The 16,580-nt window shown below is 39.6% G+C and carries 16 protein-coding genes; 8 read left to right on the top strand and 8 right to left on the bottom strand.

Annotated features, from left to right (window positions below; all coding sequences use genetic code 11):
- A complete protein-coding gene (locus tag FTT88_RS11370; RefSeq protein ID WP_180004497.1) occupies positions 1 to 915 on the bottom strand; it encodes a LysR family transcriptional regulator in 915 nt (304 codons plus the stop codon).
- 280 nt (positions 916 to 1,195) lie between these two features.
- On the opposite strand from FTT88_RS11370, the gene catA reads away from it, so the two are divergent.
- The 6 genes from catA to benE all read left to right on the top strand — a co-directional run bounded on the left by catA (position 1,196) and on the right by benE (position 7,304).
- Positions 1,196 to 2,116, top strand: coding sequence for a catechol 1,2-dioxygenase (gene catA / locus FTT88_RS11365; protein WP_180004500.1), 921 nt, complete (start codon positions 1,196 to 1,198; stop codon positions 2,114 to 2,116).
- A gap of 85 nt (positions 2,117 to 2,201) precedes the next feature.
- On the top strand, positions 2,202 to 3,599 hold the full coding sequence (benA, locus tag FTT88_RS11360) for a benzoate 1,2-dioxygenase large subunit (RefSeq protein ID WP_180004501.1): 1,398 nt from the start codon (positions 2,202 to 2,204) through the stop codon (positions 3,597 to 3,599).
- Positions 3,596 to 4,105 carry a benzoate 1,2-dioxygenase small subunit gene (gene benB, locus FTT88_RS11355; RefSeq protein ID WP_180004503.1) on the top strand — a complete coding sequence of 170 codons (510 nt, stop codon included), beginning with the start codon at positions 3,596 to 3,598 and terminating at the stop codon, positions 4,103 to 4,105. The genes benA and benB overlap by 4 nt, the downstream gene beginning before the upstream one ends.
- Positions 4,106 to 4,199: 94 nt before the next feature.
- Positions 4,200 to 5,216 (top strand): benzoate 1,2-dioxygenase electron transfer component BenC, encoded by a 1,017-nt coding sequence (benC, locus tag FTT88_RS11350; protein ID WP_078190731.1) that lies wholly within the window; start codon positions 4,200 to 4,202, stop codon positions 5,214 to 5,216.
- Positions 5,217 to 5,230: 14 nt separating this feature from the next.
- Complete coding sequence (benD, locus tag FTT88_RS11345; protein WP_180004505.1) at positions 5,231 to 6,016, top strand: benzoate diol dehydrogenase BenD; 786 nt, start codon at positions 5,231 to 5,233, stop codon at positions 6,014 to 6,016.
- 64 nt (positions 6,017 to 6,080) lie between these two features.
- Positions 6,081 to 7,304: a benzoate/H(+) symporter BenE gene (gene benE / locus FTT88_RS11340; protein WP_180004507.1), complete on the top strand. Its 1,224-nt coding sequence runs from the start codon at positions 6,081 to 6,083 to the stop codon at positions 7,302 to 7,304.
- 180 nt (positions 7,305 to 7,484) lie between these two features.
- On the opposite strand, the gene FTT88_RS11335 is transcribed toward benE, so the two are convergent.
- Positions 7,485 to 8,321 (bottom strand): SDR family oxidoreductase, encoded by an 837-nt coding sequence (locus tag FTT88_RS11335; RefSeq protein ID WP_180004509.1) that lies wholly within the window; start codon positions 8,319 to 8,321, stop codon positions 7,485 to 7,487.
- A 524-nt stretch (positions 8,322 to 8,845) separates the two neighbouring features.
- On the opposite strand from FTT88_RS11335, the gene FTT88_RS11330 reads away from it, so the two are divergent.
- Positions 8,846 to 9,286: a DUF2147 domain-containing protein gene (locus tag FTT88_RS11330; protein WP_168379617.1), complete on the top strand. Its 441-nt coding sequence runs from the start codon at positions 8,846 to 8,848 to the stop codon at positions 9,284 to 9,286.
- Positions 9,287 to 9,371: 85 nt separating this feature from the next.
- Here the strand turns inward: FTT88_RS11330 and FTT88_RS11325 are convergent, their stop codons facing one another.
- From FTT88_RS11325 to FTT88_RS11315, 3 genes are all read right to left on the bottom strand, one after another.
- Positions 9,372 to 10,427, bottom strand: a complete 1,056-nt coding sequence (locus tag FTT88_RS11325; RefSeq protein ID WP_180004511.1) for a Rieske 2Fe-2S domain-containing protein — start codon at positions 10,425 to 10,427, stop codon at positions 9,372 to 9,374.
- Between the two features lie 212 nt (positions 10,428 to 10,639).
- The gene (locus FTT88_RS11320; RefSeq protein ID WP_180004513.1) at positions 10,640 to 11,572 is read right to left on the bottom strand and encodes an IS5 family transposase; all 933 of its coding nucleotides are present in this window, start codon (positions 11,570 to 11,572) and stop codon (positions 10,640 to 10,642) included.
- Positions 11,573 to 11,906: 334 nt separating this feature from the next.
- Complete coding sequence (locus tag FTT88_RS11315) at positions 11,907 to 12,092, bottom strand: hypothetical protein (RefSeq protein WP_180173932.1); 186 nt, start codon at positions 12,090 to 12,092, stop codon at positions 11,907 to 11,909.
- A 475-nt stretch (positions 12,093 to 12,567) separates the two neighbouring features.
- Between FTT88_RS11315 and yddG the strand changes: the two genes are divergently transcribed.
- Positions 12,568 to 13,491: an aromatic amino acid DMT transporter YddG gene (yddG, locus tag FTT88_RS11310; protein ID WP_180008125.1), complete on the top strand. Its 924-nt coding sequence runs from the start codon at positions 12,568 to 12,570 to the stop codon at positions 13,489 to 13,491.
- Between the two features lie 23 nt (positions 13,492 to 13,514).
- Here yddG and FTT88_RS11305 read toward each other — a convergent pair whose 3' ends face one another.
- The 3 genes from FTT88_RS11305 to FTT88_RS11295 all read right to left on the bottom strand — a co-directional run.
- The gene (locus tag FTT88_RS11305) at positions 13,515 to 14,810 is read right to left on the bottom strand and encodes an MgtC/SapB family protein (protein WP_180173931.1); all 1,296 of its coding nucleotides are present in this window, start codon (positions 14,808 to 14,810) and stop codon (positions 13,515 to 13,517) included.
- 277 nt (positions 14,811 to 15,087) lie between these two features.
- On the bottom strand, positions 15,088 to 15,975 hold the full coding sequence (locus tag FTT88_RS11300; RefSeq protein WP_180173930.1) for a DMT family transporter: 888 nt from the start codon (positions 15,973 to 15,975) through the stop codon (positions 15,088 to 15,090).
- A 252-nt stretch (positions 15,976 to 16,227) separates the two neighbouring features.
- Positions 16,228 to 16,580: transposase family protein (locus FTT88_RS11295; RefSeq protein WP_180173929.1), on the bottom strand; the 353-nt coding region annotated here is incomplete at its 5' end.

Below are 16,580 nucleotides of genomic sequence, written 5' to 3'. Positions count from 1 at the left end.
TTAAAACACAGCACGATCATAAGGAATCGCTTCTAAATCATATACTTGATAAACACTATCAAATAAACCACGAATATCTTCGCTTTCATCCATATTACGTACAGCCATAAATACTGGGCTAATCGCGGCTTCATCTAAGATAGGAACAAAGGTTAAATGTGTTAATTGCACACTTTGGGCACTCATTGGAGTGATACAAACCCCTTCATTAGCTGCAACAAAGCCTAGAGCCAGTTGTAATTCACGTACTTCGCGTACTTTTTTAGGTTCCAAACCATACTCTGAAAATATGCCACGCACTTGGGTCGAAAAGTTTGGTTTGTTGTGATTTGGATAAAAAATCAATTGTTGATCGATCAGATCTGCAAGATATATACCTTCCTTTTTTTGTGCCAAAGGATGACTAGCGTGTAAGGCTACTACTAAGCGTTCTTCACGAAGTAAAACCCGTTTGATCGCAGGGTCTGAAATACGCAAACGCCCAAAGCCGACATCTATACGACCTTCCTTTAATGCTTTGATTTGTTCAGTGGTCGCCATTTCCTCCATTTCTATTTTTAAATGTGGATGTTGTTGTTTGAATAAGTACAAAATATTCGAGAGTAAACCAAACAATAAAGAGCTCACAAAACCGATTGTCACTGTTCTTTCTGTCAAACCGATTCGTTTCGTCATTGATTTAATTTCTTCTGCATTAGACAAAAGTTTTAAAGCATGATGATAAAAAAATTGGCCTGCTTCTGTAGTCTTAAGCGGACGGCTACCGCGTTCAAATAACTGAATTCCAAGCTCATGTTCCAAATTTTGAATCTGCCGACTCAAAGGTGGTTGAGCTATATATAGTTTTTCTGCCGCTTTGGTAAAACTCTGCTCTTCAACCACCGCGACAAAGTATCTTAAGTGTCTTAGTTCCATGGCTATCAATACCTATTAAGTATAATAAAATGCAAATTTGATCTTCGACGTGAAGATTTTATTCTTTTAAGGTATATCACATAGACAGGATTAAGCAAATTTAATCCCATCCAACAGATCAAAAACATCGTGCAGCCCATACCTGAAAGAAACTTCACCTGCTACACGAAACAACTTAAAAAGTATTGTTAGACAACCAAACAAGGAACGTGGCAGCCAAAGACCTCTTTTATCGAGTGATAGCCACCCATACTTAAATGCATACTTAAGGAGATATAGTATGAACCGTCAAGAGATTGATGTTCTGGTTAAACAAATGAACGTAGATACAGCAATAGGGCCTGTTGACCAACGTGTACAACAAGTTGTGGTACGTTTATTGGGTGATTTATTCCAAGCGATTGAAGATCTAGATATTACTCAAACTGAACTATGGAAAGGTCTAGAGTATTTTACAGATGCGGGTCAAGCGAACGAATTAGGTCTTTTAGCCGCTGGTTTAGGTTTAGAGCACTATCTAGATTTACGTGCCGATGAAGCTGATGCGAAAGCAGGTATTACAGGTGGTACACCACGTACCATTGAAGGCCCTTTATATGTGGCTGGCGCACCTGAATCAGTGGGCTTTGCTCGTATGGACGATGGTACGGAAACCGATAAAATTCCAACTCTGTTTATTGAAGGTACGGTAACAGATACCGAAGGCAACATCATTGAAGGCGCTAAAGTTGAAATTTGGCATGCCAACAGCCTAGGTAACTATTCTTTCTTTGATAAGTCTCAATCTGACTTTAACCTTCGCCGTACGATTCTTTCTGACCAAGACGGTAAATATGTTGCACAAACTACGATGCCCGTTGGTTATGGCTGCCCTCCAGAAGGTACAACTCAATTTGTTTTAGACAAACTAGGCCGTCATGGTAACCGTCCATCACATGTACATTATTTTATCTCTGCACCGGGTTACCGCAAGCTAACTACTCAATTCAACATCGAAGGTGATAAATACCTTTGGGACGACTTTGCCTTTGCAACTCGTGATGGTCTGGTGGCAACTGCTGTTGATATCACAGACGAAGCTGAAATTGCACGTCGTGGTCTAAACCAACCGTTTAAGCACATTAGCTTTAATGTTGAGTTAGTTAAAGAACAAGCTGCAGCACCAAATACTGAAGTTGATCGTCGACGCGCTAGCGCTTAATTACTCAATCTAAGGAAGCCGAGCTGTCTCATCCAAGTTTGACAACTCGGCGACTATCCCCTCATTGGACAGTCGGAGAATGGACATGCCACGTATTCCTGTAATTAACACCAGCCATCTAGATCGTATTGATGAACTTCTTGTCGATAATTTTGACACTGGTGAATTTAAACTGCACCGCTCAGTATTTACCGATCAAGCGTTATTTGATCTTGAAATGAAATACATTTTTGAAAGTAACTGGGTGTATTTGGCACATGAAAGCCAAATTCCAAATAACAATGATTATTACACGACTCATATCGGTCGCCAGCCGATCATCATTGCACGTAACCGTAATGGTGAACTGAATGCCATGATCAATGCCTGCTCACATCGTGGCGCACAGTTATGTCGTTATAAAAAAGGCAACAAAGCGACGTATACATGTCCATTCCATGGTTGGACCTTTAATAACTCAGGTAAATTACTCAAAGTTAAAGACCCTGCTGAAGCCGGTTATTCAGATTGCTTTAACCAAGATGGTTCACATGACTTGAAAAAAGTCGCACGCTTTGAAAGTTATAAAGGCTTTTTATTTGGTAGCTTAAATCCTGATGTGCCAAGCCTTGAAGAATTCTTAGGTGAAACCACCAAAATTATCGACATGATCGAAGGTCAGTCGGAAAACGGTTTGGAAGTTTTACGTGGTTCATCTACCTATACCTATGAAGGTAACTGGAAACTGACAGCTGAAAATGGCGCAGATGGCTATCACGTATCAGCCGTGCATTGGAACTATGCAGCGACCACTCAGCACCGTAAAGAAGCACAAGCGGCAGATAATATTCGTGCCATGAGTGCGGGTTCTTGGGGCAAGCAAGGCGGTGGTTCTTATGGTTTTGACAGTGGTCACATGTTGTTGTGGACACAATGGGCTAACCCAGAAGACCGGCCAAACTTTAGCAAAGCCGATGAATATACCGAAAAATTCGGCGCACCGATGTCGAAATGGATGATCGAGCGTTCACGTAACCTATGTCTTTATCCAAACGTCTATTTGATGGATCAATTCGGTTCACAAATTCGAGTTTTACGCCCGATTTCTGTCAATAAAACTGAAGTCACCATTTACTGTATCGCCCCTGTCGGTGAAGAGCCAGAAGCACGTACACGTCGTATTCGTCAATATGAAGACTTCTTTAATGCTTCAGGCATGGCAACACCTGACGATTTAGAAGAATTCCGTGCCTGCCAAGCAGGTTATGCAGGAATTGAGCTGGAATGGAACGACATGTGCCGTGGTTCAAAACACTGGATTCATGGACCGGATGATGCAGCCAATGAAATTGGATTAAAACCGCTATTAAGTGGCATCAAAACGGAAGATGAAGGTCTTTACCTTGCTCAGCATCAATATTGGTTAAAAACCATGAAACATGCCATCGCTGAAGAAAAAGAACTAGCTGAACAAGTCGCAAATGAACAAGGAGATGTCGCATGAATGCAACTGCACATTTAGACAGCGTAAGCATTGAAGCTGTATCTCAGTTCCTCTACCGCGAAGCGCGTTTTTTAGATGATGAACAGTGGGATGAATGGCTAGAGTGCTATGCCCCATCTGCATCATTTTGGATGCCGGCTTGGGATGACGATGACCGCCTCACGGAAGATCCACAGTCTGAGATTTCTTTGATTTATTATCCAGACCGTCAAGGTTTAGAAGACCGTGTCTTCCGCATTAAAACCGAGCGTTCATCTGCCACGATGCCGGATACACGAACCAGCCATAACATTAATAACGTCGAGATTATTGAACGTGATGGCGACAACGTAACGGTGCGTTTTAACTGGAACACCTTAAGTTTCCGCTACAAAACCAACTATAGCTACTTTGGCATGTCACGTTATGAAATTGATTTTTCAGGTGAGCAGCCAAAAATCCTCAGCAAATATGTTGTTCTGAAAAACGATTATATCAACCAAGTTATTGATATTTATCACCTCTAAAAGCTTATTTCACTAAGCAAGGTTTTACTTTCAGCCAGAAGGATATTTGGCTGAAAGGACACGTTATACCAGATTTTCAAAAGGATATTCAGCCATGTCAAACCATAATGTTGCACTTCAATTTGAAGATGGCGTTACTCGTTTTATTAGTGTTGCTCAAGGTGAAACCCTATCCGACGCAGCCTATCGTCAAAAAATCAATATCCCTCTAGATTGCCGTGATGGCGCATGCGGGACATGCCGTGCATTTTGTGAGTCGGGTACTTACGACATGCCTGAAGAATCTTATATCGAAGATGCTTTAACCCCCGAAGAAGCTGAGCAAGGTTATATTTTAGCTTGTCAATGTCGTCCAAGTTCAGATGCTGTTTTCCAAATCAGTGCATCATCTGACGTGTGTAAAACTGAAATTCATGAGTTTCAAGGCACATTGTCTCGTGTTGAAAATATGTCGGATTCTACGATTACCTTTGATATTCAACTGGATGAAGGTCAACCTGACATTAACTTCTTGGCAGGTCAATACGTCAATGTCGGCATTCCGGGGACTGAAGAAACTCGTTCGTATTCGTTTAGTTCAAAGCCGGGCAATCGTTTAACAGGCTTCGTGGTTCGTAATGTCCCTGAAGGCAAAATGAGTACTTTCCTGAGTGCCGATGCGAAAGCCGGCGACAAAATGACCTTCAAAGGACCTTTTGGTAGTTTTTATCTGCGTAATGTTGTCCGCCCTGTGGTCATGCTTGCAGGTGGTACAGGTATTGCGCCGTTTATGTCCATGTTACAAGTGCTTGAAGAAAAAGGTTCTGAACAACCTGTTCGTCTTGTATTTGGCGTAACCAATGACTTTGACATCGTAGCAAAAGACAAGCTCGATGAATTACAAAGCAAACTCCCGTGGTTCGAATACCGTACTGTGGTCGCTCACCCTGAGTCACAGCATGAACGTAAAGGCTATGTGACCAGTCATGTTGAAAAAGATTGGTTAAACAATGGCGATGTGGATATTTACCTCTGTGGTCCTGTACCGATGGTCGAAGCGGTACGTGGCTGGTTAGATACCGAAGGCGTTAAACCTGCAAACTTTTTGTTTGAAAAATTCTCAGCGAATTAAGGGAGAATAGTTTAATGTCAGAACAAGCCAGATTTAACAATAAAGTTGTCATCGTTACCGGTGCCGCTCAAGGTATCGGTCGTGGAGTAGCACTACAAGTGGCTCGAGAAGGCGCTCAAGTGGTATTGGCAGATCTCTCAGATTTTGTTGAAGAGACGCTGAACGATATTCAAGCCCATAATGGCGATGCCATTATTGTTAAAGCCAATCTTGAAACATTTGCAGGCGCCCAAGAAGTTGCTGCCCAAGCCATTGAAAAATATGGTCGAATTGATATCTTAATCAATAACGTTGGCGGTGCGATTTGGATGAAGCCCTTCCAAGAGTTTTCAGAAGAAGAAATCATTAAGGAAGTTAATCGTTCATTATTTCCAACTATGTGGTGCTGCCGAGCCGTGTTACCTGAAATGATTCAAAATCAGCAAGGGACAATTGTAAATGTATCTTCTATTGCAACCCGTGGTATTAACCGTGTGCCATATTCAGCGTCAAAAGGTGGGGTAAATGGCTTAACCTCTGCACTCGCTTTTGAACATGCCAAAGATGGTATTCGAGTCAATGCCGTAGCTACAGGTGGTACAGAAGCGCCACCACGAAAAGTACCTAGAAACGCCAACCCATTGTCAGATCATGAAAAACAATGGATGCAAGACGTGGTCGATCAAACCATTGACCGTACATTCTTAGGACGCTATGGCACAATTCAGGAACAAGTGAATGCCATCTTATTTTTGGCATCCGATGATTCATCTTATATGACAGGAACAGTCGTCCCTGTTGGTGGTGGAGATCAAGGTTAAACGCTATACCGTCATTGGTTTAATTCAACAGGCTCATTGACATAGTCGCATGGAGGCAAAAGCGATGGCACCCCTGTTAAAAACATTAAAAGAAGATTGGTCGATCTCAGCGACGGTTGCAGGATTTTTAGCCGTGCTGATTTCATATTCAGGCCCACTGATTATTTTTTTCCAAGCCGCACAAAAAGCTCAAGTTTCCCCAGCCATGATGATTTCATGGATTTGGGGGATTTCTATTGGTGCTGCGCTGGCGGGTATTTATCTCTCTATTAAATATAAAACCCCGGTGATTACCGCGTGGTCAGCGCCCGGTACAGCCCTTTTAGTCACCCTATTTCCGAATATTTCACTGAATGAAGCCATAGCAGCTTATATCACGTCTGCTATCGTTATATTTTTGATTGGAATCACCGGCTATTTTGACAAACTCCTAAAATGGATTCCTCAAGATGTCGCTGCGGGAATGATGGCAGGTATTTTATTTCAGTTTGGGCTTGGACTGTTCACTGCTACAGATAGTATGCCGATCATTGTCTTTGGCATGTTATTGGTCTTTCTGATTTCTAAAAGACTATCGCCACGCTACGCGATGATTTGGGTCTTACTGACTGGTGTCATCCTGAGTTTTACATTAGGAAAAATTAATCCTGTTGATGTGAATTTTCAACTCGCTATACCGCAGTTTATTGCCCCAATTTGGACTTGGAACTCGACTTTAAATTTGGCGATTCCCTTAATCTTAGTCAGTCTGAGTGGTCAATTTCTTCCGGGGATGGCGATCATGAAACTCAGTGGATATGACACGCCAGCTAAGCCCATTATTACAGCGACCAGTATTGCCTCGCTCGTTGTCGCATGTGTCGGAGGCATTACTATTGTTTTAGCGTCTATCACCGCAGCCATGTGTATGGGCAAAGATGCACATGAACTAAAAGAAAAACGTTATATAGCCGGTATTGCCAATGGTATTTTTTATATTTTAGGCGGCTTATTTGCAGGCAGCATTGTCATGTTATTTAGCCTATTACCTAAAGAGTTGGTCGCTGCACTTGCAGGTCTAGCGTTATTAGGTGCGATTGGAACAAACATGTCCGTTGCAATGAAAAATGAGGCCAACCGTGATGCGGCGCTAATCACTTTTTTAGCGACAGCCTCAGGTATGCATTTTTTAGGGCTAAGCTCAGTATTTTGGGGGATTTGTATCGGTGTCGCTGCACATGTCATTTTGACCAAACGAGTAGCCACACAAGCGCCGATGACAACGGCTCAAGATTCTAAAAGTTCATAATATTCAAAAGCATTACTACTACAAAGAAGATGGGAAAATTACATCTTCTTTGTTTAATCGAAAACTCAATTTTTTGATTTTCTTGTCATTTAAACTTAAAAATTCAATATTCGAAATTAAGAGCTCTATAGGATAAAAAAGGGATCATGTTGCATCATCCCTTTTTTACTTATCTTTGAATTATTTACGTTTTTTCTTACCACTAAGTAGATCTATGGCTTGGGCATAACGTGTAGGTGCAATTCGCTGAATTAAATCAATAATTTTGGCATCATTACCAATTAAAACTCGACGTTTATTCTGCTTTACCGCATCTAAAATGACTTTTGCTGCGACTTCAGGCGGTGTTTTTAGCACTTTATTAAATGCTTTGGTTGCCCTATCTGGGTTCATCCCTAACGCACGAATACTGTCACTCATACGCGCGCTATTTGCAATATTGGTTCGAATCCCACCCGGATGCACGCAAGTTGCGCTGACTCCAGCATTTTCCAAGTCTAATTCTTGGCGTAAAGATTCAGTAAAACCTCGTACCGCAAACTTCGTTGCATTATAGGCACTTTGAGTCGGTTGAGCCGTCAAACCAAATAAGCTGGAAATATTAACTATATGTCCATCGCCACTTTGTTTTAAATACGGTAAAAATGCTTTTGTCCCATATACCACGCCCCAGAAATTAATATTCATAATCCACTCAATTTCATCATAATGCATACCTTCTACAGTACTGGCTAACGCGACACCTGCATTATTAAAGATCAAATTGATCTGGCCAAATTCAGCTTGGGTTGCAGCCGCCCATTGCTCGACAGCGGCACGATCAGATACATCTAACTGGGTCTGAGTTATTTTCACACCGGTGTGCTTAATCATTTCAGCCGTTTGTGCAAGGCCGTCGAGGTTGCGATCACTTAATGCTAGATGCGCACCTGATTGAGCCAGTTGAATGGCTAATTGCTGTCCAATACCTGAACCTGCTCCAGTAATGGCTGCGACTTTGTTGTTAAAATTTTTCATCGTTATTCCTATACACACTTAATCTCGTTCAGTGAACAAGCTGCATTTTCATATTATTCATAACACAAGCTTAACGAGAACTGATCTATGAATGAAATGATTTTATTTAATTGTAAAATATGAATGCTATACATAGCTCTTTAGCGTTATTGCTTCAAATCAAATTAATGTAATTCAACATGATTAGAGCAAAAATTGAAAACTTAAATGAGCCTTTTAGCTCCGGCTTTTTTTGGGATTGTAGCTCTAAATTTTTCAGCTCAAACAGCGTTTGATATTTATAAAAGTGATACAAATCCCAAATGTTATAAACAAAGCTCAACATTTATTCTATTTTTCTACACGATCCAGATTCTACATATTCAAAATCAGTATATAAAATCCACAATATATACTTATTTTTTTGTGAATATAGCCCTTGAAGACAACAAGGCTGATGCTTTGTAATTTTCCAAGTCTTGTGTATCCACCCTTTGGAAGATCAGGGATGCACATCTCTTACTATGTTCAATAGAGGTTCTAAAATGATAAAAACAACTCTTAGCCTAATCGGTTTGTCACTGGTGTCTAGCTTAGCTTTGGCTGCTGATCCATTGCATGGTACTAAATGGAAAACCATCGATGACCAAACCAAAAAACCTTTATCTGTAGTTCAATTTAATGAAACATCAAAGGGCGTTTTATCTGCAAAAATCGTGGATGTACTCACCCCGGGTGAAGCAGAAAACTGCCAAAAATGTGTAGGTAAATTCCACAATAAACCACTACTCGGTGTGCAAATCGTGAATGGTTTGAAAAATACCGGTAAAAATACCTATGACGGCGGTAAAATTACTGACCCGAAAAATGGTAAAACCTATAGTTTCAATGCCAAAATGTCGAATGACGGCAAGACCTTGAATGGTCGTGGCTATATTGGTGTATCTGCGCTTGGACGCAGCCAAACATGGATACGTGTAAACTAATCCTTTATGTACAAAGTCAAAAGCGGCTCGATTGAGTCGCTTTTTTTGTATGAAAACCAAGAATGAAATTATTCGAAAATAAAAATTAAACGGTATAACGTTTGCTTAGCCCCCATTCGGCTAATATTCGACGATAGGTTGTCGATGAGCGATCTGCTTCGAAATGCGCCTCCATACTGATATCCAGTGGCAATTCCTCAGGTTTTTGACTTTCCACCATGTCCTGATCTTCAGCAAAAATTTGTGCATTAAAATCATAGACCGCTTGTAAATCGCCTGTGGTATCAAAATTTCGAGTTAAAGGCACAAATAAACGGGTTTTATTATGCGATACAGGACAACAGGCATTTAATATTTTCAATACCCCATTTTCAGGAAAATCGATGGTTAAAATTGCAGAAAATGGCGGATAGACATCAAACGTTCTTTTCCATAAAAAGTCTTCTGGCGCTAAATGTTGTAAGCCATGCGGATAATTACTCACATCACTGAGATATTCTGTATGTAGTCCATAGTCCGTACGTACTGTCGAATATTTTTGCACTTTAGGGTTTTCACGATCTGCAAAGCTCTCATGATGCACCCATGCGAAATGTGCAACATCAATAAAACCTTCGAGCTGACGCCCACTTGAACCATCAATATCTACATAAGGTGGCAATATAGATTGGTGCTGCTCTGTATCCCACGTGTCTAAATCTGGAAAATTGGCCGTAGATTCATCGCGGTTAAATAAACTGGTCCACACCAATCCATATTTCAATACGACTGGAAATTTAGTTAATGAAAAACGCTCTGAAATTTGTGTCAGCTCAGGCTGTGCAGGAATTTTTACACACTTTCCTGCACCGTTATAATGTAGACCATGATATGGACAAATAATATCTTCACCCTTGACCCAGCCTTTGGTTAATGGCACCCCACGATGTGGACAGATATCACGAACCAAATGAATTTTTCCACTTTCAGTTTGATACAACGCCATTTTTACATCGAGTAATTGCACTTGTTGCGGTTCAATCGAAACATCTTCTACACATGCAACGGGATACCAATGCTGCGCCAAAATATTCCAGTCGTTAGCATCAAATGTACTGCACTGAGGTTGGGTAAATAAATTGAGTACTGGAATGGCATTCATAGTTCATCTCGACAATTGCAATATTTCTTTCGCATTTAGCGCTATTTAAATTTTGCTAAATCCTTATTTTCTAAGTCGAAATTAAATTCTAAACACATTTCTGTCTATTAGAATGATTTGCATAGATTGTTCTGTTTTTTAGAACATTAAGCATTGAACCGGCTTTGTTGCATAAAGGCTTTAAAGATAGAGTTTCCCTAAGTAACTCAAATTTAAGTGACAACTTGGGTATGAGGGCGACCTAATTCTGTGAATTTGTTCAAAACTGCTACACGTGCATGAATCTCATTCACCTGACTAGGAAAACTCCTTGCTGTTAATTTATCGCCCAATAATTTGATGCAATGCATCTTGGTTTCAACCAAACTTCGATGATGGTAGCCTGACCATTTTTTCCATAGCGTCCTACCTAGATGTTTAACAGTACGAAGTAATTCATTTCGCTCTAGCGAGCTGGTCTTTTTATCTTTCCATGGCTTCGCATTTTTTCTAGGTGGAATCACCGCATGTGCATCTCGATCTGAAATGACTTGTCGGCAGAGCTTTGTGTCATATGCGCCATCAGTATAGACCGAATCAATTCGTTCATCCAAGGGAATTTGAGAAAGTAAATCATCGAGTACTTGCGAATCGCTCACATTATTTGTAGTAAGCTGTACTGCACGTATTTGAAGGGTTTCAGCATCTATAGCAATATGAAGCTTGCGCCATTGACGACGATATTCAGGTCCATGTTTCTTACGTTTCCATTCACCTTCACCTAGAAATCTCAAGCCAGTGGAGTCTACGAGTAGATGTAGCCCATCACTACTTTTTTGATAGCTAATCGCAATATCAATATGCTTTTGTCTACGACAAAGGGTGGAGTAATCCGGAGCTGTCCAATCTAATCCCCAAAGCTTAATCAGGCTTTGAACAAAACCTGAAACCATGCGTAAAGAGAGTCGAAATAGGGATTTAATCATTAGGCAACATTGGATTGCTATATCAGAATAGGTTTGATTTCGACCTTGTTTGCCCTTTGCTTGTGCATACCACTGAGTTTTTGAATCAAACCAAATGGCAATATTTCCACGATTAATAAGTGCGCGGTTGTATGTAGACCAATTGAGAGTACGGTAAATTTTAGGTGTGGGCTTATTCATTTGAAAATTATATTGTGGAATAAGCCCTTAACGATAGGTTTGTGCAACAAAGCCAAAGTAATCCTTAAACTTCCTCCGTCAAAGAAAATAAACTTTCTTAAAAGAGTCATTTAATGAATTATCGCTTTTAGCTGTTATTTTTCAATACGTTTAAAAGTTACTTCAGCTAAATTTAAAGTAGATGTTGTACATCCAATATGCAATTGTCATTCAAATATTTTTCAGCACAATTTTAAAATATATGTGAGGCATAAATGCTGAATGAATTCAGAAAACATAAAAATCCCCCACGTTTGGAGGATTTTTTACTTTATTTATTGAATAGCCATTATTTTTAATACACATCACGGCGGTAACGACCTGCTTTACGCAGTGTATGCAATTGTTCAATGCCCAGTATATCTTGCAAAGTTGCATCTACCGCTTTGGCCATATTTAAACTGCCGCAGATATAGAGACAAGCCCCTTGCTCTAGCCAATCAACCAATTCAGCTTTTTTTACAACTAGGACATCTTGCACATATTTTTCAGCAAATCCATCACGAGAAAATACCCGATCGATTTCTGAAATTTTACCTTGGTTTTGTAATTCATGCAGTTCATCAGCAAAAATTGCATCGAAATCTTGTTAATGCTCACCATAAATTAACCAGTTTTGATAGTGCTCTGTTGCGACACGTTGCTTAAGATGTGAAAGCAAACCCGCCATTCCTGAGCCATTGCCAATCATAATTGCCGACTTAACGCCCTCTGCTAAGTGAAAATTTGGATTCGCACGAATACAGGTATGAATATATTGACCAAATTTTAAATCTTGTGTTAATAAACCAGAACCTAAACCTAGTTCATCGCCATGCTGCTCTTGACGTACGACGAGCTCTAAATCTTTTTAATTAAATAGAGTTTGATAATTTCACGCTTATACTAAACGACTGAATAAAGACTATAATAAAAATTAAAAATTCATTCGCCATTTGCGAAATCTTCGAGCAATCATGTCCAAAAATCTTGCAACGCTGATTGGATTCAGTGCAATCTTACAATGGTCTTCTATTGTTGGTTTACTTAAGAAAATTAGTTTCAGTATTGGCCCTGATCTTGCTGTGCTCTTTATGTATACCTTGAGCGCAATTATTCTATTGCTCTTATTTAAAATTCCAAACCTTAAACTGGTTCCGCGCCAATTTTTGATATACGCCACCCTTTTATTTGTGATTTATGAGTTGTGTTTTTCGTATGCCATTGCTTTGGCTCAAACAGCTCAACAAGCGATTGAAATCAGTTTGGTCAATTATTTATGGCCGAGTCTGACAATTGCCGCGTTAATATTATTTAAAGAATTAAAATTTAACTTTTTCGTAATCATTGGTTTAGCCATTAGTTTGGGCGGCATTATTTTAATCCAAACTGGTAACGGAAGTTTTAACTGGTCTACAGTCTTTACCAACATTCAGTCCAATCCCTTTAGCTATTTTCTTGCTTTTATGGGCGCGAGTTTATGGTCACTCTATTGTGTGATTACACGTAAATACAGTCATGGGCATAACCCTATTTCATTCTTTTTCGTCGTGATCACCATTGTGCTATGGCTAAAAATGTTGATATTTCACGGTATCCCGCGAATGCCTGCCGTAGACTTACATACCGGTAAGTATATGTTAATCGTGTCCATCGTGACCGCATTGGGTTATGCAGCGTGGAATGTAGGTATTATAAAAGGCAATATTACGATATTGGTAACTTTATCGTATTTTAGTCCGATTTTTTCTTCGGTTATTTCAATGTTTATATTACAGACACCACTGAGTTTAAGTTTTTGGCATGGTGCCATTTTGGTGACATTAGGTTCGCTGGTATGTTGGATTTCAACCAGTTGGCCACAAATTAAAGCCAGATTAATGCAATTGCGCCATGAATAATAAGAAGCAGTCACTTGGCTCATTTATCTTAAACTGAATAGCAAAACCGCGATTAGGCACAGCATATGAAGTAACTGTGTTGGTGCAAAATATAGAAAATATTTCCAGCCACCTGTGAGAAATGCATTCACACATTTTGAAATCGCATGGGCTGATAATCCAATCACCACAGCATAAACCAATGTTAAATTGTCGATATTACCTTGCATCACCACGGTTGCCATAGCTGCATGGACTTCAAAGAGTGATGCTAATAATGTCCCTAAAATTAAGCCTTTATCACCTAAAGCGAGATTTAATCCATAAACAAGTGCTTGGATCAAAGTAAGCGTGATGGCAATGATTGCCGCCTGTTTTAAGCTAAACATTCGACTATCAGTATTTTCTAACGGCACTGTTTCATTCGCCTCTACACGAAGCATTTCAGGTTCTGACTCTTTATTATGCTGTTGAGATGAGCCATAAATCAGATATAACGCAGTAAGGACCAATATCAAGATGCCGACGATACTTGGTATAACTAATATTTTAAACCAAGCAAAACTCACCCCAAGGACAATGATCAAAAGTTGAACCAATGTCGCAACACATGAAAAAAGTCCTGCCCCTGCATTACTTTTGGCACTGGCTTTTCCTGCTCGCACTTCCATGCCTAAGCTTGCGATTGTTGCTGTGCTCGACACAAAACCTGATGCCAAGGCCGATAAGATAATCGCTTTATCAGAAGATAGAAGCCGCTTGGCGATGTGCGCTAATGACTGCACCACCAAGATCAATATCAGTAATTTTAAAATCACATAGGGATTTAATACAGAACCCCAATAGGCCTGATTCGGCGTTAAAGGTAAGGCAATTAGGATCAATGCCAGTAAAAATACACCATCTCTTAACTCATAGTCTTTGATCCAATGTGCTGCAAAATGATGTAAGCCTTTTTTTCCAACTAATATGAGGGTCAACACCACAGCCAAACACGCAGCCAATGGAATATTAAATACACAAGCAGCGCCGATTAAATAGGTCATAACAAAAGCTAGTTCTGTGGTTGTGCCAATATCTTGTTTTTGCTGGCTTAATCCATAATAGCTAAACACACTGACGACAATTGCACCGATTACACCAACAGCTAAATGGATTAAAAAACACAATGCTCCAAACAGCGCACAAATGGTAAATGAGCGTAAACCGGCAAAGCTCTGTTCACTGTCCAAATTGTTGTTACGTTGACGCTCCAAACCGATGAGCAATCCACAGCCTAAAGCCGAAGCTAAAATAGTTAACAACGCTGGGAAGGATAATGTTTGTATGAGTATTTCCAAATTTAAGCCCTCCCATCAATACATTGTTTATTTTGGCAATATAAATAAAAAATAATATAAAAATTTAACGCTAAAATTTGAAAAATAAATATATAGATTGAACAACTTGAGAATTTTCAATCATGTTCAAAGTTTAGTCATACTTTAAATCATAAACAATTCCATGATAAATATCCTAGTGGACATCAAATATTTCTCATCTTTTAATTAAAAAAAATATTCGAAAATCTGACTTAAATTCGGACTTTTTTACCTTCATGTCTGTTTAAAGCACACATTAAGCCCAAATCACCATAATCGCCGCAATCACCACTAGGGCTAAACCCCAATGATCGGTTCTTGCGAGTTTTTCCTTAAAGAAATATGCAGAGATTAAGAGGCTAAATAAGATTTCGATTTGACCTAGGGTTTTAACAATCGCAACCGTTTGCATGCTCATAGCAGTAAACCAGCCCAAAGACGCTAGAAAGCTACAGACACTAACGCGAAAGGTCAGACCGACTCTATCCCACATGGCAATGAGCGTTTTACGGCTAAATAGACTGAGGTACAGCAGCATAATCACACATTGAAAGCCAATTACACTCAACAACACCCACGCCGCACGATGCAAAGTCGGTAAATCACTTAGCTCTAAACTGGCTTCACGAACCAATAAAGAGGTAATTGCAAAACTTAATCCACTACCTACACCGATGCATAACGTTGGCAGAGATAATTTTTGTCGTTGAGAACCTTTGCTTAAAAGAAAAATGGCAACACCACCAACCAAAACACCAATCCAACCAAATAAACTTAAATGTTCACTTAAGAAAATCACCCCAACAATGGCCGCAAATATCGCTTCACTTTTCGCTAAACCAACACCAATGGCATAATTCTTTTGTTTAAAAAGCAAGACCATTAAAATCGTCGCTAAAATTTGACTTAGTCCTGCAATCACCACATAGACCCAAAACATAGGTGTAAATGTGGTTACCTGACTCACAGGCTGTTGCTGGTACAACACGAACAAATAAATACAGGCAAATGGGAGCCCAAAAATAAACCGTGCAAGGGTGACACCATACACATCAACAGTGGTACTGAGTTGCTTTTGAAATGCATTGCGCCATGACTGCATAAAAGCAGCCATTAAAGTGAATAAGATCCAAACTGGAAACATAAGAAAGGTGGTTTAACGGTGGATGCCTCATCAATTTACGCTTTTATTGAATTGAATGCGACCCAACACGGCTAGATTATTCATTGAACTTGGTTATGGATTCATTGAAAAAATTTTATTTAAAAACCTCATATTAAGAATATGGTATTTATCAAAATTTAAGTTTTTATAAAAAAACGCAAAGGCATGTCACCTTTGCGTTTTGCTCTTTACCAATATAGTTAGTAACTTACATTAGATTTCTTTCATAAGTCATTTTTCACTCAGCTCTAAGTTATAAATTCCAGCGATTAAATTGAATCTCAAACCAAGCCTTTTACCTCTATTTCGATAACGCTCAGCAAGGATTTTGAAGGTTTTCAGGCTGCCAAATACATGCTCAATTCCGATTCTTCTTTTATTGATTTCATGATTATAGATTTTCAATTCAGGATCCAATTTACAGTGTCTTTTGGCTTTTAATGGCAACAGGCTATTTGGATACACTGTATAAATTCCCTGATAACCCTTATCCGCAAGGATAAATGCACCTGCAGGAATCTGATTCAAGTTACGTTTGAAGAGTTCGAAATCATGTACGGCACCACGACTCGTACATAAACTCA

It is taken from the genome of Acinetobacter sp. YH01024 (genome assembly GCF_013420195.1).
Lineage (GTDB): Bacteria > Pseudomonadota > Gammaproteobacteria > Pseudomonadales > Moraxellaceae > Acinetobacter > Acinetobacter amyesii.
The sequence above is the reverse complement of the archived record's forward strand: the minus strand, read 5'-3'. Positions and strand labels throughout refer to the sequence as shown.

What these genes read in the sequence shown, in the direction of transcription:
- FTT88_RS11370 (WP_180004497.1), bottom strand. Translation starts at nt 915, where the DNA reads ATGGAACTAAGACACTTAAGATACTTTGTCGCGGTGGTTGAAGAGCAG.
- FTT88_RS11325 (WP_180004511.1), bottom strand. Translation starts at nt 10,427, where the DNA reads ATGAATGCCATTCCAGTACTCAATTTATTTACCCAACCTCAGTGCAGT.
- benA (WP_180004501.1), top strand. Translation starts at nt 2,202, where the DNA reads ATGCCACGTATTCCTGTAATTAACACCAGCCATCTAGATCGTATTGAT.
- FTT88_RS11320 (WP_180004513.1), bottom strand. Translation starts at nt 11,572, where the DNA reads ATGAATAAGCCCACACCTAAAATTTACCGTACTCTCAATTGGTCTACA.
- catA (WP_180004500.1), top strand. Translation starts at nt 1,196, where the DNA reads ATGAACCGTCAAGAGATTGATGTTCTGGTTAAACAAATGAACGTAGAT.
- FTT88_RS11335 (WP_180004509.1), bottom strand. Translation starts at nt 8,321, where the DNA reads ATGAAAAATTTTAACAACAAAGTCGCAGCCATTACTGGAGCAGGTTCA.
- FTT88_RS11300 (WP_180173930.1), bottom strand. Translation starts at nt 15,975, where the DNA reads ATGTTTCCAGTTTGGATCTTATTCACTTTAATGGCTGCTTTTATGCAG.
- benD (WP_180004505.1), top strand. Translation starts at nt 5,231, where the DNA reads ATGTCAGAACAAGCCAGATTTAACAATAAAGTTGTCATCGTTACCGGT.
- yddG (WP_180008125.1), top strand. Translation starts at nt 12,568, where the DNA reads ATGTCCAAAAATCTTGCAACGCTGATTGGATTCAGTGCAATCTTACAA.
- FTT88_RS11330 (WP_168379617.1), top strand. Translation starts at nt 8,846, where the DNA reads ATGATAAAAACAACTCTTAGCCTAATCGGTTTGTCACTGGTGTCTAGC.
- benE (WP_180004507.1), top strand. Translation starts at nt 6,081, where the DNA reads ATGGCACCCCTGTTAAAAACATTAAAAGAAGATTGGTCGATCTCAGCG.
- benC (WP_078190731.1), top strand. Translation starts at nt 4,200, where the DNA reads ATGTCAAACCATAATGTTGCACTTCAATTTGAAGATGGCGTTACTCGT.
- benB (WP_180004503.1), top strand. Translation starts at nt 3,596, where the DNA reads ATGAATGCAACTGCACATTTAGACAGCGTAAGCATTGAAGCTGTATCT.